The sequence below is a fragment of the Gordonia paraffinivorans genome (assembly GCF_900683595.1).
GTDB lineage: Bacteria > Actinomycetota > Actinomycetes > Mycobacteriales > Mycobacteriaceae > Gordonia > Gordonia paraffinivorans.
Genome location: NZ_CAACYD010000007.1, coordinates 176,358 through 199,265 on the forward strand (window position 1 = coordinate 176,358; position 22,908 = coordinate 199,265).

At 67.2% G+C, this 22,908-nt stretch carries 21 protein-coding genes and 2 pseudogenes; 12 read left to right on the forward strand and 11 right to left on the reverse strand.

Features of this window, described 5'->3' with window-relative positions:
• Positions 1-9: 9 nt before the first annotated feature.
• The 5 genes from E1P53_RS13835 to E1P53_RS13855 are packed head-to-tail and all read left to right on the forward strand — an operon-like array spanning position 10 to position 5,677.
• Positions 10-774 carry an SDR family NAD(P)-dependent oxidoreductase gene (locus tag E1P53_RS13835; RefSeq protein ID WP_131734662.1) on the forward strand — a complete coding sequence of 255 codons (765 nt, stop codon included), beginning with the start codon at positions 10-12 and terminating at the stop codon, positions 772-774.
• A gap of 34 nt (positions 775-808) precedes the next feature.
• Entirely contained in the window at positions 809-1,840 is a 1,032-nt protein-coding gene (locus tag E1P53_RS13840; RefSeq protein WP_131734663.1) for an ABC transporter substrate-binding protein, read from the forward strand.
• Positions 1,837-2,898, forward strand: coding sequence for an ABC transporter substrate-binding protein (locus tag E1P53_RS13845; RefSeq protein ID WP_006901069.1), 1,062 nt, complete (start codon positions 1,837-1,839; stop codon positions 2,896-2,898). Before E1P53_RS13840 ends, E1P53_RS13845 begins: the two co-directional genes overlap by 4 nt.
• A 36-nt stretch (positions 2,899-2,934) precedes the next feature.
• The gene (locus E1P53_RS13850) at positions 2,935-4,872 is read left to right on the forward strand and encodes an oxidoreductase (RefSeq protein WP_131734664.1); all 1,938 of its coding nucleotides are present in this window, start codon (positions 2,935-2,937) and stop codon (positions 4,870-4,872) included.
• Between the two features lie 16 nt (positions 4,873-4,888).
• The gene (locus E1P53_RS13855; protein ID WP_131734665.1) at positions 4,889-5,677 is read left to right on the forward strand and encodes an SDR family NAD(P)-dependent oxidoreductase; all 789 of its coding nucleotides are present in this window, start codon (positions 4,889-4,891) and stop codon (positions 5,675-5,677) included.
• Positions 5,678-5,867: 190 nt separating this feature from the next.
• On the opposite strand, the gene E1P53_RS13860 is transcribed toward E1P53_RS13855, so the two are convergent.
• From E1P53_RS13860 to E1P53_RS13870, 3 genes are all read right to left on the reverse strand, one after another.
• Positions 5,868-6,491: a TetR/AcrR family transcriptional regulator gene (locus tag E1P53_RS13860; protein ID WP_006901072.1), complete on the reverse strand. Its 624-nt coding sequence runs from the start codon at positions 6,489-6,491 to the stop codon at positions 5,868-5,870.
• A 59-nt stretch (positions 6,492-6,550) separates the two neighbouring features.
• Positions 6,551-7,780 (reverse strand): acyl-CoA dehydrogenase family protein, encoded by a 1,230-nt coding sequence (locus tag E1P53_RS13865; RefSeq protein ID WP_131734666.1) that lies wholly within the window; start codon positions 7,778-7,780, stop codon positions 6,551-6,553.
• Positions 7,781-7,940: 160 nt separating this feature from the next.
• Positions 7,941-9,110, reverse strand: coding sequence for a TetR/AcrR family transcriptional regulator (locus E1P53_RS13870; protein ID WP_040527045.1), 1,170 nt, complete (start codon positions 9,108-9,110; stop codon positions 7,941-7,943).
• 129 nt (positions 9,111-9,239) lie between these two features.
• Between E1P53_RS13870 and E1P53_RS13875 the strand changes: the two genes are divergently transcribed.
• Both E1P53_RS13875 and E1P53_RS13880 read left to right on the forward strand, forming a co-directional pair.
• A complete protein-coding gene (locus E1P53_RS13875; RefSeq protein WP_006901075.1) occupies positions 9,240-10,451 on the forward strand; it encodes an acetyl-CoA C-acetyltransferase in 1,212 nt (403 codons plus the stop codon).
• Between the two features lie 28 nt (positions 10,452-10,479).
• Positions 10,480-12,681 carry a 3-hydroxyacyl-CoA dehydrogenase NAD-binding domain-containing protein gene (locus tag E1P53_RS13880; RefSeq protein ID WP_006901076.1) on the forward strand — a complete coding sequence of 734 codons (2,202 nt, stop codon included), beginning with the start codon at positions 10,480-10,482 and terminating at the stop codon, positions 12,679-12,681.
• A gap of 648 nt (positions 12,682-13,329) precedes the next feature.
• On the opposite strand, the gene E1P53_RS13885 is transcribed toward E1P53_RS13880, so the two are convergent.
• Positions 13,330-13,620 (reverse strand): type II toxin-antitoxin system RelE family toxin, encoded by a 291-nt coding sequence (locus tag E1P53_RS13885; protein WP_109239690.1) that lies wholly within the window; start codon positions 13,618-13,620, stop codon positions 13,330-13,332.
• On the reverse strand, positions 13,617-13,892 hold the full coding sequence (locus tag E1P53_RS13890) for a type II toxin-antitoxin system Phd/YefM family antitoxin (protein WP_006901078.1): 276 nt from the start codon (positions 13,890-13,892) through the stop codon (positions 13,617-13,619). The genes E1P53_RS13885 and E1P53_RS13890 overlap by 4 nt, the downstream gene beginning before the upstream one ends.
• A 454-nt stretch (positions 13,893-14,346) precedes the next feature.
• On the opposite strand from E1P53_RS13890, the gene E1P53_RS13895 reads away from it, so the two are divergent.
• On the forward strand, positions 14,347-14,667 hold the full coding sequence (locus E1P53_RS13895) for an MspA family porin (protein WP_244941232.1): 321 nt from the start codon (positions 14,347-14,349) through the stop codon (positions 14,665-14,667).
• 111 nt (positions 14,668-14,778) lie between these two features.
• A complete protein-coding gene (locus E1P53_RS13900) occupies positions 14,779-15,492 on the forward strand; it encodes a hypothetical protein (protein WP_131734667.1) in 714 nt (237 codons plus the stop codon).
• A 134-nt stretch (positions 15,493-15,626) separates the two neighbouring features.
• Here E1P53_RS13900 and E1P53_RS13905 read toward each other — a convergent pair whose 3' ends face one another.
• On the reverse strand, positions 15,627-16,805 hold the full coding sequence (locus E1P53_RS13905) for an IS3 family transposase (protein WP_131734668.1): 1,179 nt from the start codon (positions 16,803-16,805) through the stop codon (positions 15,627-15,629).
• A 38-nt stretch (positions 16,806-16,843) separates the two neighbouring features.
• Here E1P53_RS13905 and map point away from each other — a divergent pair, with 38 nt between their 5' ends.
• A complete protein-coding gene (gene map / locus E1P53_RS13910; protein ID WP_131734669.1) occupies positions 16,844-17,602 on the forward strand; it encodes a type I methionyl aminopeptidase in 759 nt (252 codons plus the stop codon).
• 46 nt (positions 17,603-17,648) lie between these two features.
• Here map and E1P53_RS13915 read toward each other — a convergent pair whose 3' ends face one another.
• A complete protein-coding gene (locus E1P53_RS13915; RefSeq protein ID WP_244941191.1) occupies positions 17,649-18,569 on the reverse strand; it encodes an NAD(P)/FAD-dependent oxidoreductase in 921 nt (306 codons plus the stop codon).
• 97 nt (positions 18,570-18,666) lie between these two features.
• Here E1P53_RS13915 and E1P53_RS13920 point away from each other — a divergent pair, with 97 nt between their 5' ends.
• Positions 18,667-19,221, forward strand: a complete 555-nt coding sequence (locus tag E1P53_RS13920; RefSeq protein ID WP_131734670.1) for a helix-turn-helix domain-containing protein — start codon at positions 18,667-18,669, stop codon at positions 19,219-19,221.
• A gap of 138 nt (positions 19,222-19,359) precedes the next feature.
• Positions 19,360-19,941 (forward strand): annotated as a pseudogene (locus E1P53_RS13925) (integrase core domain-containing protein); the annotation flags it as partial.
• Positions 19,942-19,981: 40 nt separating this feature from the next.
• Here the strand turns inward: E1P53_RS13925 and E1P53_RS13930 are convergent.
• From E1P53_RS13930 to E1P53_RS13945, 4 genes and pseudogenes are all read right to left on the reverse strand, one after another.
• Positions 19,982-20,238, reverse strand: a pseudogene (locus E1P53_RS13930) (helix-turn-helix domain-containing protein); the annotation flags it as partial.
• A gap of 200 nt (positions 20,239-20,438) precedes the next feature.
• The gene (locus E1P53_RS13935) at positions 20,439-21,113 is read right to left on the reverse strand and encodes a slipin family protein (protein WP_131734671.1); all 675 of its coding nucleotides are present in this window, start codon (positions 21,111-21,113) and stop codon (positions 20,439-20,441) included.
• A 489-nt stretch (positions 21,114-21,602) separates the two neighbouring features.
• Positions 21,603-22,460, reverse strand: a complete 858-nt coding sequence (locus E1P53_RS13940; RefSeq protein WP_006902337.1) for an alpha/beta fold hydrolase — start codon at positions 22,458-22,460, stop codon at positions 21,603-21,605.
• Positions 22,461-22,492: 32 nt separating this feature from the next.
• Positions 22,493-22,837: an ArsR/SmtB family transcription factor gene (locus E1P53_RS13945; RefSeq protein ID WP_006902338.1), complete on the reverse strand. Its 345-nt coding sequence runs from the start codon at positions 22,835-22,837 to the stop codon at positions 22,493-22,495.
• Positions 22,838-22,908 lie beyond the last annotated feature (71 nt).

Consider the following 22,908-nt stretch of genomic DNA (forward strand, 5'->3'; position numbering starts at 1 on the left):
GAGTACGAGATGAGTGTGGGTGCGGACCGGCTCACGGGCAAAGTCGCCCTGGTGACCGGTGCCACCGGCGGCATCGGCGTCGAGATCGTGCGCCGCCTGGCCGCCGAGGGTGCCTCGGTCGTCCTGACCGACATCCCCGGCGCGCCGCTGGAGGAATTGCGGGACGGGTTGCCGGATCCCGACAGGCATCTGGCGGTCGCTCTCGACATCGCGTCGGAGGGCGGGTGGAAGAGCGTCGTCGGCGTTGTCGCGGAGCGCTTTCCGTCCCTGGACCTGTTGGTCAACAACGGCGCGGTCGGAAGCCTCGCCTCGGTTGTGGACGAGGACCTCGACCGCTACCAGCGCGTGATCGATGTGTCCCAGACCGGCACCTGGCTCGGGATGAAACACGCCGGCGCACACATCGAGTCCACCGGGGGCGGGGCGATCGTCAACCTGTGCTCGATCCTGGGAACCGTCGGTGGACTGGGGAACAGCTTCAGCTATGCCGCCGCCAAGGGCGCGGTCCGGACCATGACCAAGAACGCCGCCCTGTACTGGGCCAAGCGCGGTGTCCGGGTCAACTCGATCCATCCGGGCTTCATCGGCACCGAGCAGCTCCTGGAGCGTTACGAGGGAACCGAGCGGCACGCCGCGATGATCGCGAACACGCCGATGGGCCGGCTCGGTACCGCGGAGGACGTCGCGGCAGCGGTCGCCTTCCTCGGCGGCGACGACGCCCGCTACATCACCGGCACCGAGCTGTACGTGGATGGTGGCTGGACCTGCGCCTGAGCCGGACCACCACCTTTTATCAACGGAGGAACACATGAGAACTCGCAGACTCGTCGGCGCGCTCGCGGCGGCGACCCTCGCCCTGACGGTCGCCGCGTGCGGCGGAGGGTCCGAGCCGTCCGGCCCCGTCGACGGCCCCTGGGAGAACGTTGTCGAGGCCGCCAAGAAGGAGGGCAAGGTCACCCTGTACTCCACCCAGGCCGCGCCCCGTCTTGCCGACCTGGAGAAGGCGTTCGAGAAGGAATACCCCGAGATCGATCTGGAGGTCGTGCGCGGAGTCGACGCCGACCTGCTCTCGAAGATCGATGCGGAATCGCGCTCCGGCAAGGGAATCGGCGACGTCGCTGTCATCACCGACGTCTCGTGGATGAAGGCGAATGCGGACAACGACGTCGCCGTCCCCGTCGTCGGGCCCGCCTTCGATGCCCCGGACTACAACCGTGCGACGAGCATCGTCGACGACCGGTTCTTCCTCGAGGGTGCCGTCATCCTGGGTCTGGGCTGGAACACCAAGGCGGTTCCGGGCGGGATCAAGGATCCCCGCGATCTGCTCGATCCGTCGCTGAAGGGCAAGATCGGCATCGTCAACCCGGCGACCTCGCCGACCTACCTCGACTACTACGCGCATCTCGAGAAGTACTACGGCGGAGAGGACTTCATCAAGAAGCTGGCGGCGCAGAACCCCCGGATCTACCCCAGCAACCAGCCGCTCGGCCAGGCCGTGGCCTCGGGTGAGGTGAGTGTCGGCCTGATGACCGATCCGATGTTGCAGGCCAAGAACTCCGGTGCCCCGGTGGACTGGACCGCCGGACCGCATGTCTGGGGTGCCAAGTGGTACGGCCTGGTGCTCGGTTCGTCGCCGCATCCCAACGCCGCCCAGGTACTCGCGGACTTCATGGTGACGCCGGCAGGCCAGGCGGCCACCACGCCCGGTTACGCCTCGGTCCTGCCGGGCATCGAGGGATCGGTCGCAGACGCCCAGAAGGTTGCCGACCAGAACCTCGACGTCACCACGGGTCAGGGTGCGCAGAAGTACCGCTCCGAACTGGAGCAGATCCTGCGATGAGGTCGCGGCTCCCAGGGGCGGTCGGCCGGTTGCGGCGACTGTCCCTGGTGGCCGCCGCGACGGCGGCCCTGACCATCACCGCGGCCTGCGGCGCCGAACGGCCCTCGCCGGTGACCGTCTCCGACGATTGGGACGAGGTGGTCGCGGCCGCCGAGCGGGAGGGCAGCGTCCACCTGTATTCGACGCAGCACCCGGACAACCTCCAGAAGCTCAAGGCGGCGTTCGAATCCGCCTACCCGGGGATCACCCTGGAGTTCACCCGCGGCACCGATGTCGAGATCAATCCGCGTGTGGAGGCAGAGAATCGCACGGGTCGTGGGATCGCGGACGTCCACATGTCGTCGGACTTCGCCTGGATCACGCGGGCAGCGGACTCGGGTGAGTACTCCGTCGAACCGGTTGGACCGGACTTCGACGCCCCGGCCTACGAGCGGGCGCGCAGCGTGATCGACGACCGGTTCTTCCTCGTCAGCGGTGCCGCCTTCGCCCTCGGATGGAACACGCACGCGCTGCCCGACGGTCTCGACCGACCGGGAGACCTCCTCGACGAATCCCTGCGCGGGCGTATCGGGGTGGTCAATCCGCAAGGATTCGCCCCCGTCGTGGACGAGTACCGGTTCTTCGACGAGAACTGGGCGCACGACTTCACCGAACGTCTGGCCGCGTTGAGGCCCCGGATCTATCCCGGCGCGCTGGCCGTCGCGCAGGCCCTCAACTCCGGCGAGATCGTGGCGACGCCGATGGTCCCGCCGCTGGTGCGGGAGCAGGAATCCGGTGCCCCGGTGGGCTGGAAACTGCCGCAACCCTATTGGGGGACGCCGTGGTACTCGCACGTGCTGGCCTCGGCGCCGCATCCGAATGCGGCGCAGGTGCTCGCCGACTTCCTGGTCACGCGTGACGGACAGATCGCATTGTCCAAGGGCTACGCCTCCGCACTGCCGGACATCCCCGGGGCGGTGGCCCGGGCCCAGGACATCCCGCTACCCGACGTCGACACTCTCACGTCGGAGTCGATCGACCGGTATCAGCAGGAGTGGCATCAGAAGTTCGTGTCCTGATCCGCCCTCCGCGCAGATGCCCTGAGAGGAGATCCGATGACCGACGGAACCGCCTTCCCCGAGTTGTTCTCGCCGATGGAACTCGGCGGGATCACCCTTCGAAACCGGCTCGTGGCCCTCCCGGCCGGTACGAGCCTGGTCGAGCACGGCGTGCCGACCGCCGGCGACACCGATCACTTCGAGCGACTCGCCGCCGGAGGGGTCGGGATGATCGTCGGCGGTGCGACCGTCGTGCATCCGACCACGACCCTCCGGTCACGCAAACTCGTGGAGGCCTACCAAGACGAGGTCGTACCCGCCACCGCGAAGAAGGTCGCCGCCGTGCATCGCCACGGATCGCGCCTGATCGTTCAACTGGTCCACCTCGGACGGGAGTTCATCGGCGGCGAGTCCGATTCGCCGCCGGTGGCGCCGTCACCGATCAAGACCTATCGGGACGCCTACCCGCCGCACGAGCTCACCGTTGCGGAGATCGAGGACATCGTCGAGGGCTGGGCGACCTCGGCGCGGAACCTGATGGCCGCCGACGCAGACGGACTTGAGATCCACGCCGCGCACGGGTATCTCGTCGCACAGTTCATGTCACCGCTCACGAATCGCCGGACGGATTCCTTCGGCGGCAGCTTCGAGAACCGCATGCGATTCGGCCGGTTGGTCGTGGAGGCCATGCGTGCGCAGATGCCGGCCGGGAAGCTCCTCGGGGTGCGTCTGAGCGGCGAGGAGGAGATACCCGGCGGCATGACGATCGACGACTGCGTCCGGATCGCCGAGTGCTACGCCGGCCTCGGGGTCGACTACCTCAGCATCACCCACGGAACGCGCGGGACGTACGTCAAGGATTCGAGCCAGCCGGACGCGGTGGCGGTCGGGTCCGCGGCGCGGGTGCGCGCCGCGACCGGCATACCGGTCCTGGTCGGCCAGCGCATCCGCGACGCGGCGACCGCCGAGCACATCATCAAGCGCGGTCAGGCCGATCTCGTCGGGATGGCGCGGGCGCTGATCGCCGATCCCGAGCTGCCGAACAAGTCGGCGGAGGGCCGGTTGTTGGAGATCCGCGGGTGCCTGGGCATCAACCAGGACTGCCGGGCATTCGATCCGCATCTGCACTGCGCGGTCAACGCCGAGGTCGGCCGCGGACGCCACCCGAACCTGGGTGTGCGGGCGCCGGAGAGCAAAGAGGTCTACGTCATCGGCGGCGGGCCGGCGGGCCTCGAAGCCGCTCGCGTCGCGGCCGAGCGAGGCCATCGTGTGACCGTGTTCGAGGCCTCCCCCGAGCTAGGCGGAGCCGTGCGAACCGCCGCGCGTGCGCCTCATCGCAGCACCCTGATCGACATCATCGACTACCTGGGTCACGAGATGCGGCGTCTCAAGGTCGACGTGAATCTCGCCGCGCCGATCGAGCACGACGACTTCGGAGAGGTCACGAACGTCGCGGACCATGTCGTCGTGGCGACCGGGTCGCGGCCGGCGCCGCCGCCGGCATGGTTGCCGCCGGAGGCCTCGGCGACCGTGGACCAGACGATCCTCGGCGAGCTTCCCTCGATCGACACGCGCGATGCGGTCGTCGTCGACGACGGGGACGGGTTCTGGCCCGCCTACAATGCGGCCGAGGCCCTCGCGCAACAGGGTTGGCGCGTCACGCTCATCACGCCGCTCGCCTCCCTGTGTTCGCGTATCCCGGCCGAGAGCATCCCGCCCCTGCTCCGACGCCTCGCCGGCGCCGGGGTCACGCTGCAGGTGGCGCGGACGCTGGAGCCGGGGGCCGGCGGCACGCTGCTGAGCCGCCCGGTCTTCGGTGGGGAGCCGGAGATGCTGCCCGAATCGTTGGTGGTCTGGCATCAGCCCCGGATCCCCGTCTCCACCTTCACGTTCGACCCGTCCGACACCACGATCAGTCAGATCGGTGACTGCGTGACCCCACGACGCATCGGGCACGCGATAGCCGAGGGTTATCGCGTCGGTGCCGAGATCTGAGAACAGAGGAGAAGAAATGTACGAGGCCCAGTTCGAGGGCAAGATCGCGGTCGTCACGGGCGGCGGATCGGGAATCGGGGCCGCGACGGTGCGTGAACTCGCTCGCCGCGGAGCCGAGGTCGTGTACACCGTCGACGTGTCGGCAGAGGGTGCCGAGAAGGTCGCGTCCGGTGTCGAGGGTGCCCGGGCACTGCAGTTGGACGTCTCCGACTCCGCGGCGGTGGCCGATGCCTTCGCCGGGATCGTCGCCGAACACGGCCGACTCGACGTCGTGGTCCACGCTGCAGGTGTCGACGATCCCATCTCGAAGGCCTGGATGCTGGAGGCCGCGGAGCAGGGCGAGCCCGTCGACGTCACCTCGCGGTTGACCGACGAGATGTGGCGCCGGGTGATGTCGGTGAACCTCGACGGCACCTTCCACGTGTTGCGGGAGTCGGTGCGCGCCATGAAGGGCCGGGGAGGCGGGGCCATCGTGACGGTCGGCTCGTCGTCGGCCTTCGACACCCTCATCGGATACCCGCACTACTCCGCGTCCAAGGCGGCGGTGCACGCGGTGAGCCAGTCGGTTGCGAAAGAGGTTCTGCCGTTCGGCATCCGGGTCAACACGGTGGCGCCGGGCCCGGTCGACACGGGGATGGCGGCCCGGACCCCGGCCCGCGTCCGGGCGGCGATGGAGGCGGGGCCGGCCCGCGGTTACGCCAGCCCGGAGGAACTGGCCGACACGATCCTGTACCTGGCCTCGCCGGGGGCGGCCAATCTCGTCGGCGCGGTGGTCCTGAGCAACGGCGGCAGGTTCACGGTCTGACATCTGGCCGATGACGGAACGGGCCCGTCCGGTACGACGAACCGGGCGGGCCCAAGCTGTACGCGCCGGAGACCCGGATGCGCAAGAGGATGCAGAGTGGCCAGGGCAGACGAGCAGGCCGAGCAGACGAGAAAGCCTGAGCGGAATCGGTTTCCGCTCAGGCTTTCTCGTGTATGTGGTGTCGGGGCTCTCAGGCCTTGACCATCCGGACCAGTGATTCGGTGACCGTCTTGATCAGGTCCTCGAGAGAGATCGGGCCGTCGGGCCGGTACCATCGCCAGACACTCACGAGTGCGCCGAGCACAAGCCGTGCGGCCATCTCCGGGTCGCCGGGAACGAAAGCGCCTGATTCCATTCCGCGCTGCAGCAACTCGGTCCAGTTGTGCTCGATCTGCGCGACCAGCTCGCGGGACTGGACACGCTCGATCTCCTCCTTTTCCGACTGCCGCGGGGTGCTGAGGATGTCCATGTGGTTCTGCAGGATTCGACGCTGGAGCGCGTCGATGGGCTCGGCCTGCAACGAGGCTGCTATCGCCGCGCGCAGCGCCTCCTCCGGATCGCTGATGCCCGCGGTGCCGGCCTCGAATCGTCGGACCGACTCGGCGAGTTCGAGGCGCATGATCGTGAGCAGGCAGTGCGCCTTCGACTCGAAGTAGTGGTACAGCGCGGTCTGGCCGATCCCCACCTCGCCGGCGACCGAGGCCCACTTGGTGTGCTCGTAGCCCACCTTGCCGAACTGTTCGATGGCGACGGTCAGGATGCGCGACCGTTTGGATCGAGGTCCGTCCTCACGAACCTTCGAGTCGACTGGCATTGACTATCCCCTCCTGCTCGGTTTCGCCGTTATCCATGGTCGCATGACTTGAACTCAGGTCATGCGGATTTGTTCACACCGGCGAGAATCGACGAGGCGATGCGCGCGCGCTGTGTGGTGGCGTCACCGGAGCCCGCCTCGTTGACGAGCACGCGCCGATAGTAGCTGTGTGCAGGGTGCTCCCAGGTGAACCCGATGCCACCGTGCAGCTGGATGGTCTCGGTGCAGACCCGGATCGCCGACTCGGTGCAGACCGCGCCCGCGACGGAGGAGGCGAAGGCGACGGCGTCCCGGTCTCCGCCCGCGTCGACCAGGCCGGCGGCATATCGGGCCGCCGAGCGGGCCCGTTCGACGTCGAGGAGCATGTCGGCGATCCGGTGCTTGATCGCCTGGTATGAAGCGATCGCACGACCGAACTGCTTGCGCGAGGTCGTGTACTCGAGCGTCATCTCCAGAAGTCGGGAGGCGATGCCGACGTTCTCGGCGGCCACGGCGATGGTGGCGCGGGCCCCGAGTTCGGCGAGGGCCGCGGCGGTGCCGACCTCGTCGGTCAGCGGGATCGCGGGCGCGGCGTCGAATCGGAGTGTCGCGAGAGGGCGTGTGGGGTCGAGGGATTCGGGGGTGGTCCGGGTGACGACGTCCTCGGAGAGGGGCACGGCGAACAGGCGGCGCCCGTCCGCGGTCGTGGCCGTCACGACGGCGACGTCGGCGATGTGGCCGTGCGGTGCGTGCGTCGCCGTGCCCGACAGGCGCCACTCTGCGGGCGAGCCCGCCGCGGCGGTCACACGGTCGGTGTCGGGGGAGAGGGGCGTGGCGGTGACCACGGCGCTGCCCTCGAGCGCTGCGGCGCGGAGGTCGGCGAGCCGGTCGTCGTCCCCGAGAAGGAGTGCGGGGACGCCCACCGCGGCCGAGGTCAGCACGGGCTCCGGACGGAGTGCGCGGCCGCATTCCTCGAGGACGGTGCAGAGATAGGCCAGTCCGTATCCGAGGCCGCCGTCGGACTCGGGGACCGCCATGGTGGTGACCGCCATCGACGAGGCCAGTTCGGACCAGAGTCCGCGGGAGTAGCCGGGTTCCGTTTCGACGATCCGGCGCACCTCCTCGATGTCCCCCGCCGACGACAGCAGCGAACGGACCGCGTCGCGGAGGTCGTTCTCCTCCTCGGTGGGCAGCAGCGGGATCGTGGTGTCGATGGACCAGGGGCGACCGGCCTCGGCCGGGTGGTCCGCGTCCGGGGAGACGTGCGGTGCGGCGGACAGGGTCTCGGCCGTCCCGGGGTGAATGCTCATCGCTGATCTCCTCTGCCGAGCACGGATGCGCTCAGTAACTGAACAGAACTCAATTCATATTCGTTCGAGGTTGTCGCCCCTGTCAAGCATCTGGACAAAACAAGTCGAACTGAAGTAAGTTCAATTGCGAACTGCCGTGGTGGTGCGAGAGGAAGCGATGTCAGACCGCGAGGATGCCCTTCATGAAGTAGGCCATCCGTGCGGCGAACTCGGGACTCTGGATGCCGCGTCGCATGCGGACCGCGTCGTTGACGATCGACAGGGCCGCGTGGACCGCGACCGCGCCCTGATCGCGCTTGAGGTCGGCATCGACCTGGATGAGCAGGTCGATCCATCGGGCGACGTACCGGCGCTGGATGTCGAGCAGGTCGGCGGCGCTCGCCTGGCCCGCGAGCACCGACGAGTTGTTGAAGCTCACCGACAGGTCCGGCGTGCTGGTGATGACGGTGACGTACGAATCGACCAGTGCGGCAAGAATCTTCGCCGGGTCCTCGGACCTCGAGTGGGCGGCCATCAGGCCGGCCTCCAGGCGGGCTCCGCTGCGATGTCCGATGGCCACGAGTATCGCCATCTTCGACGGAAAATGCTTGTACACGCTGGGGCCGGCGATGCCGACCGCGCGACCGATCTCGTCGATCCCGACCTCGGAGTACCCTCGTTCGGCCCACAGCGACGCGGCGGCGTCGAGGATCTCGTCGCGCCGGGTCCTCGACATACCGCTGATGACCGGCGGGGCGTCGATCGGCGGTGCGGCCGACGGGGTCAGGGTGAGCAGGCGGCGGATCAACTTCTCGATCTCGTCGCGGGCCCGGGTGCTCGACATCCGGGTGCGGTGGACGGTGAGGCTGCCGCTGACGCTCAGGATCGCCCAGGCCAACTGCACGGCCTCGCGCTCGGTGAGGTCGGGGCGCTCGGTGAGCAGTGCCGACGCCCACTTCCCGATGACCTCGCGGGTCCGGAGCGCGACCTGCTTGTTCTGCTCGACGGTCAGATAGTTGCTCGTCCATCGCCACAACGACGCCGTCTGCGGACGCTGGACGGCGAGCGCGCACACGTCTTCGATGAGTGCCTGGGCGTCGTCGCCCCCGCGAAGCGCCCGCTCGGTGCAGGCCTCGAGGTGGTCGACCCCCGACATCACGGCGGCGGCGAGCAGCGATTGCTTGTCGTCGAAATGCCTGTACACCGTCGGTGCGGTGACCCCGGCCGCGCGGGCGATGTCGGCGACCGAGACCTGCGGATACCCGCGGTGGACGAAGAGCGACGCCGCGGCATCGACGAGCTGTCGTTTGCGGTCGGCGCCCTTGGTGCGGGTGGCTCTGCGGTCAGGCATGGTGAACTGACCATAGCGCACATCTGAAGAATATCTAGGCCTCTTGACCTTGGGGTATAGCCAAATAGGTGATTCCGCGTTAGCCTCTGGATGTAACCAACTGGTGGTTCGTGTGAAAGGAACTCTTTCGTGCCTGATCAAGCATTCATCTACGAGGCGGTTCGTACGCCTCGTGGCAAGCAGCGCGGCGGCGCGCTGCACAGCGTCAAGCCGGTCGACCTGGCCTCGGGTCTGATCGACGAGGTCCTCGCCCGCCATGGCGGTCTGGATCCGGCCGACGTCGACGACGTCATCCTCGGTGTCGTCTCGCCCGTCGGCGAGCAGGGTGCTGTCATCGCGCGTACCGCCGCCCTGAACAGCGGCCTGCCCGAGAGCGTCCCCGGCACCCAGATCAACCGCTTCTGCTCGTCCGGCCTGGAGGCCTGCAACCTGGCCGCCGCCAAGGTCGCCTCGGGCTTCGACGACCTGGTCCTCGCCGGTGGTGTCGAGTCGATGTCGCGCGTCCCGATGGGCAGCGACGGCGGTGCCCTGTTCACCGACCCGGCCACCGCATACGACCACTACATCGTCCCGCAGGGCATCGGCGCCGACCTGATCGCCACCATCGAGGGCTTCTCGCGCGAGGACGTCGACGCCTACGCCGCCGAGTCGCAGGCCCGTGCCGAGAAGGCCTGGAGCGCCGGCTACTTCGCCAAGTCTGTCGTCCCGGTCAAGGACATCAACGGCGTGACCATCCTCGACCACGACGAGCACCGTCGTCCGGGCACCACCGTGGAGAGCCTCGGCAAGCTGAAGCCCGCCTTCGCCGCGCTCGCCGAGATGGCCGGCTTCGACGACGTCGCGCTGCAGAAGTACCCGAGCGTCGAGAAGATCAACCACGTCCACACCGGTGGCAACAGCTCCGGCATCGTCGACGGTGCCGGCCTGGTCCTCATCGGCAGCGAGGAGGCCGGCAAGCGCAACGGCCTGACCCCGCGCGGCCGCATCGTCTCGTTCGCCGAGGTCGGCAGCGAGCCCACCATCATGCTCACCGGCCCGACCCCGGCCACCGAGCTGGCGCTGAAGAAGGCCGGCCTGACCGTCGAGGACATCGACGTGTTCGAGCTGAACGAGGCCTTCGCCTCGGTCGTCATGAAGTGGATGAAGGACCTCAACATCCCGCACGAGAAGGTCAACCGGAACGGTGGCGCCATCGCCATGGGTCACCCGCTCGGTGCAACCGGCGCGATGATCTTCGGCACCTGCCTCGACGAGCTCGAGCGCACCGGCGGCCGCTACGGCCTGATCACCCTCTGCATCGGTGGCGGCATGGGCGTCGCGACCGTCATCGAGCGTCTCTGACCTTCACAGAAAGACTTTCTGAAACACCATGAGTGACAACATGATCAACTGGGAGAAGGACGCCGACGGCGTCGTCATCCTGACCATGGACGACCCGAACCAGGGCGCCAACACGATGAACGCCCTGTACCAGGAGTCGATGGCCGCGACCGTCGACCGCCTGGAGGCGGAGAAGGACGACATCACCGGTGTCATCCTCACCTCGGCGAAGAAGACCTTCTTCGCCGGCGGCGACCTCAAGGACATGACGAGCGACCGCTCGGATGTCTCGAAGGAAGAGATCGCCACCCAGATCACCGAGACCACCAACGCCATGAAGAAGGTGCTGCGTCGTCTCGAGACCCTGGGCAAGCCGGTCGTGGCGGCCATCAACGGCGCTGCCCTCGGCGGCGGCCTCGAGATCGCGCTGCACACCCACCACCGCATCGCCGCTGACGTCAAGGGCAACCAGATCGGCCTGCCCGAGGTCACCCTCGGCCTGCTCCCCGGTGGCGGCGGCGTCGTCCGCACCGTGCGCCTGCTCGGCATCCAGAACGCGCTGATGAACGTCCTGCTCCAGGGCCAGCGCATGAACCCGACCAAGGCCAAGGAAGTCGGCCTCGTCGACGAGGTCGTCGGTTCGGTCGAGGAACTGATCCCCGCCGCGAAGAAGTGGATCAAGGAGAACCCCGAGGCCCAGCAGCCGTTCGACGTCAAGGGCTACAAGATCCCGGGTGGCGCACCGACCAACCCGGCGTTCGCCGCCAACCTCCCGGCTCTGCCGGCGCTGCTGCGCAAGCAGATCAAGGGTGCGAACATGCCGGCTCCGCGCGCCATCCTGGCCGCTGCCGTCGAGGGCGCCTACGTCGACGTCGACACCGCCGACATCGTCGAGACCCGCTACTTCGTCTCGCTGGTCACCGGCCAGGTCGCGCAGAACATGATCAAGGCGTTCTTCTTCGACCTGCAGCACATCAACGGTGGCGGCTCGCGTCCCGAGGGCTACGACAAGTACACCGCCAAGAAGGTCGGCGTCATCGGTGCCGGCATGATGGGCGCGGCCATCGCGTACGTCTGTGCCAAGTCGGGCATCGAGGTCGTCCTCAAGGACATCGACCTCGAAGCCGCCAAGCGCGGTAAGGGCTACTCGGAGAAGCTCGAGGAGAAGGCCCTCTCGCGTGGCAAGACCACCAAGGAGAAGAGCGACGCGCTCCTCGCCCGCATCCACCCGACCGTGGACGCCGCCGACTTCAAGGGCGTCGACCTGGTGATCGAGGCCGCCTTCGAGTCGGTCGAGGTCAAGCACAAGGTGTTCCAGGAGATCGAGGACATCGTCGAGCCCGACGCCATCCTGGGCTCGAACACCTCGACCCTGCCGATCACCGTTCTCGCCCAGGGCGTCAAGCGCTCCGAGGACTTCATCGGCATCCACTTCTTCTCGCCGGTCGACAAGATGCCGCTGGTCGAGATCATCCGCGGCGAGAAGACCTCGGATGCGGTGCTGGCCAAGGTCATCGACTTCACCCTGCAGATCCGCAAGACCCCGATCGTCGTCAACGACAGCCGCGGCTTCTTCACCAGCCGCGTCATCGGCACCTTCATCAACGAGGCCATCGCGGCCGTCGGCGAGGGCGTCGAGCCGGCGTTCATCGAGCACGCGGGCACCCAAGCCGGCTACCCGGCCGCGCCGCTGCAGCTGATGGACGAGCTGACCCTGACCCTGCCGCAGAAGATCCGCAAGGAGACCGAGGCGGCTCTCAAGGCCGAGGGCAAGGAAGTCCCGCAGCACGGCTCGAACGCGGTCGTCGACTGGATGATCGAGAACGGCCGTACCGCCAAGAAGGACGGCAAGGGCTTCTACGACTACGACGAGAACGGCAAGCGCACCCAGCTCTGGCCGGGCCTGCGCGAGCACTTCAAGTCGGGCTCCGTCGAGATCCCGCTCGAGGACATGAAGGAGCGCATGCTCTTCGCCGAGGCCCTCGAGACCGTCAAGTGCTTCGACGAGGGCGTGCTCAAGTCGGTCGAGGATGCCAACATCGGCTCGATCTTCGGCATCGGCTTCCCGGCGTGGACCGGTGGCGTCGTCCAGTACATCAACCAGTACGAGGGTGGTGTCCCGGGCTTCGTCGCTCGCGCCAAGGAGCTGGCCTCGAAGTACGGCAAGCACTTCGAGCCGCCGGCCTCGCTGGTCGAGAAGGCTGAGCAGGGTGTCACCAAGCTGACCAACGAGAACCTCGTCGTCAGCTGAGACCCGTAGGAAGGGCCCCGGCCGGAATCCGTTCCGGCCGGGGCTTTTCCGTGGTCAGCGTGTGGACTTCGCTATCGCGGCGTCCCTTTCCCGCTCATGCTGGGGCGCTCACTTGACGTGGATACGGCGGGTGCGGCTACGGAGCCGGATGATGGGGTTCGGGGCCGCGTCGGCCAAAGCCGATCACCTTGCCGGTAACGAGTCGGGCGACCAGCAGATCATCGGCAGTGGCCGCAGGACCGTCGACGAGAGTGGGCCGCCAGCGGTCTCGGCCGTGCCGTCGACCAGACGCATGAGGAGGTCCCGTCGATGATCGATGAGGAAGCCCTCGGCGGCCCAGACGGGTTTCGCTCCTTTCGTGCCACTTTGTGGTCTTGAATACGTTGGTGGCGGAACCGAAGCGGGTAGGGACCAGGTACTCGGTGTCCGGAGACATCCGCCAGATTCCGCGCGATGCCGACCACAGAGTCGCCGGGTCGCCTGCCAGGCTCATCCCGATTCTTGTTCGCCGGCGGGCGGCGAACCCGCCGGCCGGTCGGGGAACCGCCGGCCGCCCGCCGACGTACTGCAGTTCTGCGACTACGCTGACGTCAAACCGCACCCCACCCACCGTTATTCAGACAGTCCCATGTGTTGTGGCGGAATCAGTTAGGTGCGGTAGGCGTGGGCGCGGTGGTCGATCTTGACGATGACGATGGTGTGGTTGGGGTCGTCGATGCGTAGCAGGATGCGGTAGTCGCCGCGGCGTGCGCTGTGGAGGCCTTCGAGGTCGTCGCGCAGTGGCTTGCTGAGGCGGTGCGGGTTGCCGGCGAGGGGTCCGGAGATGAACTCGATGACGGCGTGGACGATGCGGGGTGGGAGTCGCCCGAGGTCGCGGCGTGCGGGGGATGCGACCTCGACGTGGTACGGGTCGGCCGAGTCAGTGGGGTTGTCGCTCATGCCGGCGGCATGCCGTGTTCGGCGCGCAGGTCCTCGAGGGAGACGGTTTGGCCGGCGGCGTACTCGACGTCGGCGGCCGCGACGGCTTCGCGGATGTCGGCACGTGAGAGCCAGTAGATCGTTTCGTGCAGCGATTCGAGGTCGTCAGCCGACATGAGCACCGCGGCGGGTTTGCCGTGTTTGGTGATCGTGATGATGTCGTGCGTGGTTTCGGCGCTGTCGATGAGCGCGGAGAGCTTGTCCTTGGCTTCGCCGAGTGGCACTGTCGTCATGCCTTCAGTCTAGCCGCTAGACTGGCCAGAAACTAGCCATACTGTTGGCCGATAATGTACGTTATGTCAAGTAAACCACCGCATTATTTACCTGCCCAGAATCCACCCTGATTCCCCCGGGCCTCACCGACACGCACACCAACAGGCCTGTCGCACAGTCGCATTCAAATCGGCCGCGCAACACGACTCCTCATCAACGAACCGTACCCGGCGCAATGAGAGCCTCAGACCCCGAACAGCACGGACTCAACGGCTCAGGTTCCGGACATGGCGCCGAAGCCAACGCAGCCCAGTCAAGACTTTGCCGAGTCGGTGTAATGCCGGACACACCCTGCTGTTCACGCTGCCCAATCAGCCTCGGTCCGCGATAGACTACCTCCCATTCACGCTAATGAATCGGGGGTTTCCAGTGTTGAATATGAAGGGTGGGGTGGCGTCACAAGCGCAGCGCCTGATGGTCGCGGGTTGCGCCGCAGCTGCGGTCGCGTTCGGCGTCACGTCTGGAGCGGCCATCGCTGATGCAGGACCAAGCTCGTTTGCCGATCGATCGGTGTCGAAGCACACCGCCGATGGATGGCGGATCACTGCCGTGAAAGCGCAGGAAAAGGTGCGTAGCGTACGGCCCCTCAACCAGTCACCGTGGACTCGTGAGGGCTTCCTGTCGCTACGCGGCGAAGGACGGATCTCGGGTGCTGGCCGGGTGGCGGTGTCCGCGGGCACCGTTAGCGCCGGCTTCCAGATCGGTTCGGATCCTGGGCAGCGGGCACCGCGATAGCCGGCACCGTGGCATTGGCCGGGTCGCCATTCGTCGCGGTTGCGGCCACTGGCATTGCTGTCAGCCTATTCGCCTACACTGTCGCGCGAGTATTCTGGAAATGAAAATCACGTGAGCGGCAACGAGTATCAGCGACTCCAGAAGTGGCCGTGGGGTGCTTACGCGGGAACTCTGGTCGGCGCCCTTATGACCGTAGGCACGCTCATCGCGTCACTCCGAGAAGCCCCGGAGCACTCGTGGCAAGTCCTCACAGGTGCGGCCTGCGCTGTGGTGATGTTCAGCACGTTAACGCTCATCTCCCTCGCTGTAGCGGTACATGGTCATCCGACGAGGGTGTATTCCGTCAATCCGAAGTGGATACCGCGTAGCAGGTGGGCGGTCAACATCAATCTATTGCTCCTTCCTTCAGCCGTTGCCACGGCTCCGGGCATCGGCTTGCTCGGAGCCGAGATCTACCCGGAACTGTCTCCGTGGCACAGATTCCTGATGATCGTCGGCGTCCTTGACGGCGTTGCGACACCATTCCTGCTTCTCTGGTATGCGCGTAAGGCGCTGCGATCCGGCGCGCACTTGTCTCTGCTCGACGACGGCCTTCGGGTCCATACGCCGGTCGGTAAGCACTACTTCATCACCAAAGCCCAACTCTCCCAGTCGCATATCACGGTCAGGGGTGGCCTGCAGGTAGTGATTCACCCTCCGCCTGACGGATCCCGCGCGGTCACGATCGCCCTCATGAACTACGGCCCCACACCTGCCTCGGCGCTCCGCGTTCTCGTCCCCTACCTCGTCGACAACGGTGCGCACGTTCGCAGCACCTGGCTCTGACTGAGAAGCGAGCAAGTGATGCTAGTGATCGGGGCCCTTCTTACCGGCTTGGGGCTCGCGCTCCTCGCCTGTCGCCCCACAAGCGACACCTCGGGATGCTTGGGCGTGAGGAACGAACTGGTGACAGGTTCGATTTAGGCCGCGAGTGTGAGCGGCTCGGCTAGCTTGGCTTCGAACTCGATGGGCGTCAAGCCGCCGAGGGTGTCCTGGGCGCGCTGGCGGTGATACTTCCGCTCGATCCAAACGACGATGGCGAGTCGCAGCTCCTGCCGGGTCGCCCACCGCTGCTGGTTGAGGACGTTCGTTTGCAGCAGTGACCAGAACGACTCCATGGCCGCGTTGTCCCCCGCAGCGCCGACTCTTCCCATCGATCCGACCATGTCGTGGCGGCGCAACTCGCGGGCCATCGCGCGGCTGCGGAACTGGCTGCCCCTGTCGGCGTGCAGGATGCAGCCGGCGACCTCACCGCGGCGCGCGACAGCATTTCGGACGGCGTCTACGGCGAGTTTCGCGGTCATCCGATCTGAGATCGAGTACCCGACGATTCGGTTGGAGAACACGTCCTTGATCGCGCAGCAGTAGAGCTTGCCTTCGCTCGTCCAGTGCTCCGTGATGTCCGTGAGCCAGAGCCGGTTCGGTGCATCGGCGCGGAACACGCGCTGGACGTGGTCGTCGAACACGGGCGGCCCGGCCTTCTTCCCCTTCCCGCGTCGCCGGCGTTGCGCGGACGAGAGAATCCCCGCCTGCGAGCACAGCTTCCACGCCGTCCGCCGGCTCATCCGCCACCCCGCTCGGCGGGCCTCGTCGGCGAGGTATCGGTAGCCGAACGTCGGGTCCTCGTGGTGCGCATCATGCAGCGCGTTGATCCGATATGCGCGGAGCACGTCCGCGTCCCGGACGGGGTCGTTGCGCCACCGGTAGTAGGGCTGGCGGGCGAGCTTGAGAACCCGGCACGACACCGTCACGGGGATCCCCGCGTCGGCGAGCTCAGATACGAGCGGGTACGTCATTTTTGGGGAGCCACCAAGCCGCAGGTTCGCCTGCGACAGATACGCCGCCGCACGGCGGAGGACCTCGTTCTCCTGCTCGAGCAACCGGATCCGCTTCTTCAACTCCCGCGCCTCGGCGGCGTCCGCGGCGGTCTGGCCGGGACGGTTACCGTCTTCGACGTCGGCTTGACGGAGCCAGTTCTGCAACGTCGCTTCGCTGATACCGAAGTCGGCGGCGATCTGTTTGATGGTGACGCCGCTCTCGCGGCTGCGAGCAACCGCAACGACGTCCTCGCGGAACTCTCTGGGATAGGGGCCGGGCATGATGACATCCTCCCCGTCAGCGCCTCCCGGCACTAACGATCAGTTGTCACCAGTTCGTTCCTCACGCCCGCCGCATCGTCGGCGACGTTCTCCAGCGCCTCAAGGCCCGCTGCCGGGTCGGGACGAACCTGCTCCAGGTTGACCAGTGGGCGCGGGAGATGATCGATGCTGCCGGTGCGACCTCATGCTACGTCGACTATGCGCCCTCGTTCGGGCGCGGTCCCTTTGGGCACTACATCTGCACCGCCGTCAACGACGCCGTGCTGCACGGCATGCCACGCGACTACCGCCTCGCGGATGGGGACCTGCTCACCCTCGACCTCGCGGTCATCAAGGACGGGGTCGCGGCGGACGCCGCGATCAGCTTCATCGTCGGCGACACCCGCAACCCGCAGGACGTCGCGATGATCGACGCCACCGAACGGGCGCTGGTGGCCGCGATTCATGTTGCCGCGCCGGGGTTGCGGCTGGGGGACCTCTCGCACGCGATCGAGCAGGTGCTGTCGGGCGCCGGCTACCTGATCAATACCGAGTTCGGTGGTCACGGCATCGGATCGACGATGCACCAGGACCCGCACGTGTCCAACAAGGGACGACCCGGCCGAGGATACCGGCTGCGGCCCGGGCTGCTGCTGGCCTTGGAGCCGTGGGTGATGGCCGATACCGACCGGCTCATCACCGACCCGGATGACGGGTGGACGCTGCGCAGCGCAACCGGATGCCGCACCGCCCACACCGAGCACACCATCGCGATCACCGACCATGGCGCCGAGATCCTCACCCTCCCACAGCAATAGGTGCCCCGATAGCGTCACCGGCACCCGCCGCTGCCCGCGTGCGCGGTCAGGACACCCGCGCAGGCGTGGCGAGGGCGGTGTCTGTGTCCTCTTTGGCGAGTCGAGCGTTGACGACGCCACCGGTGATGGCCCCGGCCCCGAGTGACATCGCCACGTTCGCGCCAGGATCGACGACGTTCCCGGCAGCCCAGATACGTTCGTGGCTGGTCTGACCGGTGCGGTCGACGCTGAGGAACGAGCCGACGGGAGTGTCGACGCGGTCGAGGTCCAGCCCGGCGACGAACTCGTCAAGCGGGTGCAGGGCGCCCGCGGTGAAGATCGCATCGACGGAGGCGGTGCGGCCGTCCGCAAGCGCGACCTGTGAGATCGCGGGGGCGGGCCCGTGAATCTCGGTGACAGGCGCCGGTTCGATCCGGATGCCGCGCGCGGCCAGGCGCTTCTCGTCGTCGGCGGAGAGGTCGCCTGCGCCTGCGGAGAAGAAGGTGACCTGGTCGCTGAGCTGTCGCACGAGCTCAACCTGGTGCAGGGCGAGCGGTGAGGTGGCAAGCACGCCCAGGTGCTGGTTGCGAACCTCCCACCCATGACAGTACGGGCAGTGCAGCACCGTCTTGCCCCACCGCTCGGCCAGCCCGCCGATCGCGGGCAGGTCGTCCCGCAGCCCGGTGGCGATGACTAGCGTACGCGCCTGGTGGGCGGAACCATCATCCGCGGTCACGCGCACCCCGGCGGGTACGTTGGTGACCTCCCGCACGGTCCGGTCATGGAAGACCACTCCGTAGCCCTCGGCTTCGGCGCGCCCGAGCCGGCGCAACTCGGACGGGGGGAGCCCGTCAAGGCCGAGCACGCCGTGCATGTGCGCGGCGAAACGATTGCGCGGACTGCCCGCATCGATCACGAGCACACGACGGCGAGAGCGCCCGAGCATCACCGCCGCGGTCAACCCCGCCGGACCTGCGCCGACGATCACTGCATCCCAAAGTTCTTCTGCCATACCGGCATCCTCCGGCCAGGTCTGGCAGAATAGCAAGGAAACTTGCAGTAATGGCAAAGAAGGGAAAGCGGACATGGAGAGCGCACGGATCGGGTCGAGGCTGCGCGCGATCCGCCGATCACAGGGTCTGACCCTGGAGGAGCTAGCAGCCGCCGCAGGCATGTCGGTAAGCACGCTTTCGCGTTTGGAATCGGGTAAACGTCAGGCGAATCTCGAACTGCTTGTGCCGTTGACGCGACGGCTCGGTATCCGAGTTGACGACCTGGTCGCTGACGAACGTCCCGACCCGCGGGTGCGCAGGCCGCCGATCCGCCGCGACGGTCTGGTTATCGTCCCCCTGGCCCCCGAACATGCACCGGTCATGACCTACCGCATCACATACCCACCACGGCCGCTGGCGCCCGAACCGCGGGTGCACGACGGTTATGAGTGGATCTATGTGCTGAGCGGTCGGCTCCGGCTTATCCTCGGGGACCAGGATCTCGTTCTCGAGCCGGGCGAAGCCGCGGAGTTCGACACCCGCACCCCCCACAGCATGAGCGCCGCAGGATCAGACAGCGCCGAAGCGATCAGCATCTTCAATCGCGACGGCGCCAGAATCCACACCCACACCACCCCACAGGATTAGGCCCTCGGGTGCCAGACCGCCTGAACCTGACTGCCACCCTCCGGGTCACCACGCCTCTTGCAGATCGAGGGCGCTGCGCGTTCGGTCGTGTCGCATCTGATGCGACAGGCATTGTCTCGCTCACCTCCCGAGTGAGCGGGGCTGCGAGTTCCCCAGCGCCGCAGGAAGAAACGGCTCACCGGAATCGGGACCGCGGTTGGGGCGATGTGCCCAATCCGGCCGAACGTGATCTGGGCGATGGACTTCCAATTCGACACCACCGCCGACGGCCGAACCATCAAAATGCTCAACGTGATCGACGAGTTCACCCGCGAAGCCCTGGCGATCCACGTCGACCGCGTCATCAACGCCGATGGCGTGGTTGACGTTCTCGACCGCCTAGCCCTGATACATGGTCCACCGTGCTACGTGCGGTTCGACAACGGACCGGAATTCGTCGCTCACGCCGTCAACGACTGGTGCCGATTCAACGGCACCGGATCACTATTCATCGACCCCGGCTCCCCGTGGCAGAACGCCTGGATCGAATCGTTCAACGGCCGCCTGCGCGACGAGCTGCTCAACTCCTGGCCCTTTGACTCCCTGCGCGAAGCCCGGGTCATCATCGAAGACTGGAGGATCGACTACAACGCCAACCGACCCCATTCGGCCCACCACGGACTCACCCCCGCCGAGTTCGCCCTACAGTGGACCACGACCCACCAACCCCAAGCCGCATAGCGACTGGACCATCGAATGGGTCCCCCTCAGCGTCGTCAACACCGAGTTCTTCGAGTTCGTCGCACAGCGTGCGCGCCCACAGATGCGGATCCTCGGCCAGGCGTGCGGTCACACGTAGGGCGCGAACGGTTCGAACGGATCCTCATCCGGCTTCTTGCGTTGGCCCGGTGAGCGCACCCCGTTCAGATACGCCCGGATGGTCTTGCGGTCATGCCCGGTATGGCGGGCGATCGCCGAGATCGACCACCCCCGTTTGCGTAGTGCGTGTACTTCCACATCATCCTCCCATGTCAACATGAGAAAGCGGGCCTCCCTGGAGCTGGTGCGTGGTCAGAGACCATCAGCATCTCGGGAGGCCCGCCTTCGCTGGCGGAGCCACACGGGTGGGGAACTTAGGTGAGCATCACTGGGGAACTTCGATGAGCGCCGTCAGAGGGGCTGTCCTGTCCTTCCACCATCCGTTTCGAAGGTGGAAGGACAGGGTCGTGAGCGCGCGCTCAGTCGGCCTGCGACACCTCGGCGCCGCCGACGCTGAGCACGACGCGTGCGCCGTGCGGGACCGACTCGACGAGGCGCAGCTGCGCGAGCGCCGGATGGGCATCGAGCAGACGACCTGCGTTGGCGAGTGCGCGCAGGGACGCCGTCTCGGCGCGGGCTGCCTCGAGTTTCGCCAGGCCGCGCGTCTTCGCGGTGACCAGTTCGAGTGCGGCGCTGCGGACCTCGGCCGGCAGGATGACGTCGCGGATCACGACGCCGAGCACGACGAGGCCGAGGCGGGCGCCGACATCGGCGGCCGCCGATTGGATCGCCTCGACGTCGAGCGTGTCGCCGCGGCGGATCAGGTCGTCGGCGGTGACGGACGCGCACGTCTCGCGCAGTGCGAGCTGAGCCGCCAGATAGACCGAGGCGACCGGGTCCTCGGCCCGGTCGACGAATGCGACCGGGTCGGTGACGCGGATGCGCAACGACATCGAGACACGGACCGACATCGCGTCGGCCGTGAGCACCTCCTGAGCCGCGACCGGGACGAGTCGCTCACGCATGTCGATGCTCCGTGCCGAATGCGGGGTGCGGACGAGGTGACGGCCCGGCTCCAGGGTCGTCACCGTGTCACCGCGATAGGCCAGCACGACGTGTCCCGGCAGGACCGTGATCGTGGTGAAGAACAGCATCGCGATCCTCCTTCCCATTGCGCCGCAATGCCTGTCGTCAGGTGATCCCGGGGCTCATGGCACGGCGGCGCCGCTCGCGGGCGGCCCGGCCGGTGGGGTCGATCGTCGCGGTCACGAGGACCGGTGGCGTCGACCGCAGGACCGACCGCGCCCGGGTGTCCCGGGAGCGGCGCCGGTCAGGACTCGAACCTGGGGGCCGTGGCCCTTACCATGTGTGAACCATTGGGAGACACGAGTTTCCGACGCGCAGGAACGCCGTGCGGTAGCCCGCTCGGGCCTGCTTGTCTCGTGCCGAGCGAGAACTATGCCACCGGAACGACACCGCGGGCAATCGATTATCGGCGGCCGGTCTCCCCGCCCGATGCTCGAGTGCACATCAGGAGACCCCGCAGGGTGGTGGAGCGTGGCGTCCGACCCGGCGTCTCCGCACCCGCCCGCGGGCACCTGCCGTTGGGCCGGGCGTCGACACCCGCAGTCGCAGCGCGGAACTCAGCGTGTGAGGAACGAGGTGACCGCCGCCTCGAAGGCGTCCTTGGCCTCGATCATCACCCAGTGCCCGCACTTGGGGAAGATGTGCAACTCGGCGTCGGGGATGAGGCGCATCGGGACCAGCGCCATGTCCGGCGGGCTCACGCGGTCGTCGCGGCCCCAGGTGAGCATCGTCGGGCACGCGACCTTGTGCATGCTCGCCCAGTACGGCGGGGTGTCGGAGGCGGCCATGAACTTCTGTTGCATCTCGAAAGCCGCGGAGCCGTACATCATCTGGGCGGTCTTCTGGGCGTCGGGGTTGATCGCCGCCTGCCATCGCTCCTCGATGAGCTCGTCGGTGATCAGCGACCGGTCGTAGACCATCGAGTTCAGCCACCGGACGAGCTTGTCCTTGTCGGGGGCGTCGGTGAACTCCTGCAGGAGACGCAGGCCCTCACTCGGGCTGGGGCTGAACAGGTTCGGCCCGACGCCGCCGATGGTGACGAGCTTCTCCACACGGTCGGGCTTCTTGATGGCGAGGTTGACGCCGACGACGCCGCCCATCGAGTTTCCGATCATGGCGGCCTTGTCGATGCCGAGGGCGTCCATGAAACGGATGACCGAGCCGCCCGCGGTCAGGACCGGATGCCCTTCCACGGGGTCGCTCACGCCGAAGCCGGGGAACTCGAGGACGTAGCAGTGGTGGGTCTGCGCGAAGTGACCGAGGTTGCCGCGGTAGTTCCGCCAGCCGGTGACGCCCGGGCCCGAACCGTGCAGCAGGATCAGCGGCGGCGCGTCGGCGTCGCCCGCCTCGTGGTAGCGCAGGGTTCCCTGGTCGGTCGGTAGTTCCCGTTTGGTCGCTTCGTAGCTCACATCCACGCGAACAGAGTAGAACGTGTTCTAATCCGTTGTCACGGGTGTGCGTGATCGTGTCCCTGACCTCGGGTGATGTGCCCGACGCCGATGATGTCGTGGAGGATGCGGTGCACGATGGCGTCGCCGACGACCTCGTAGTGGACCCGGCGGCCGACCTTCTCCGACCGCACCCAACCCTGGTCGCGAAGGGCGCGGATCGACTGGGACGCCGCGTTCTCGGTGATGCCGATGGCCGAGGCCAGCTCGGCCACCGTCGATCCCGGGTGCGCATGCATCTCGGCCACGATCCTCAGTCGGGTCGGGTCGCTGAGCAGGGTGAAACGCGCAGCCCACGAGTCCGCGTCGAAGTCGGCCGCGGCGTGCCTCTCTGCGTGTCCCACCCTCTCGATATACACCAGCGGGCGGTCGCATCGGTGGTGGAGTGGCGGCGGACGTGTGTCTGCGCGAACAT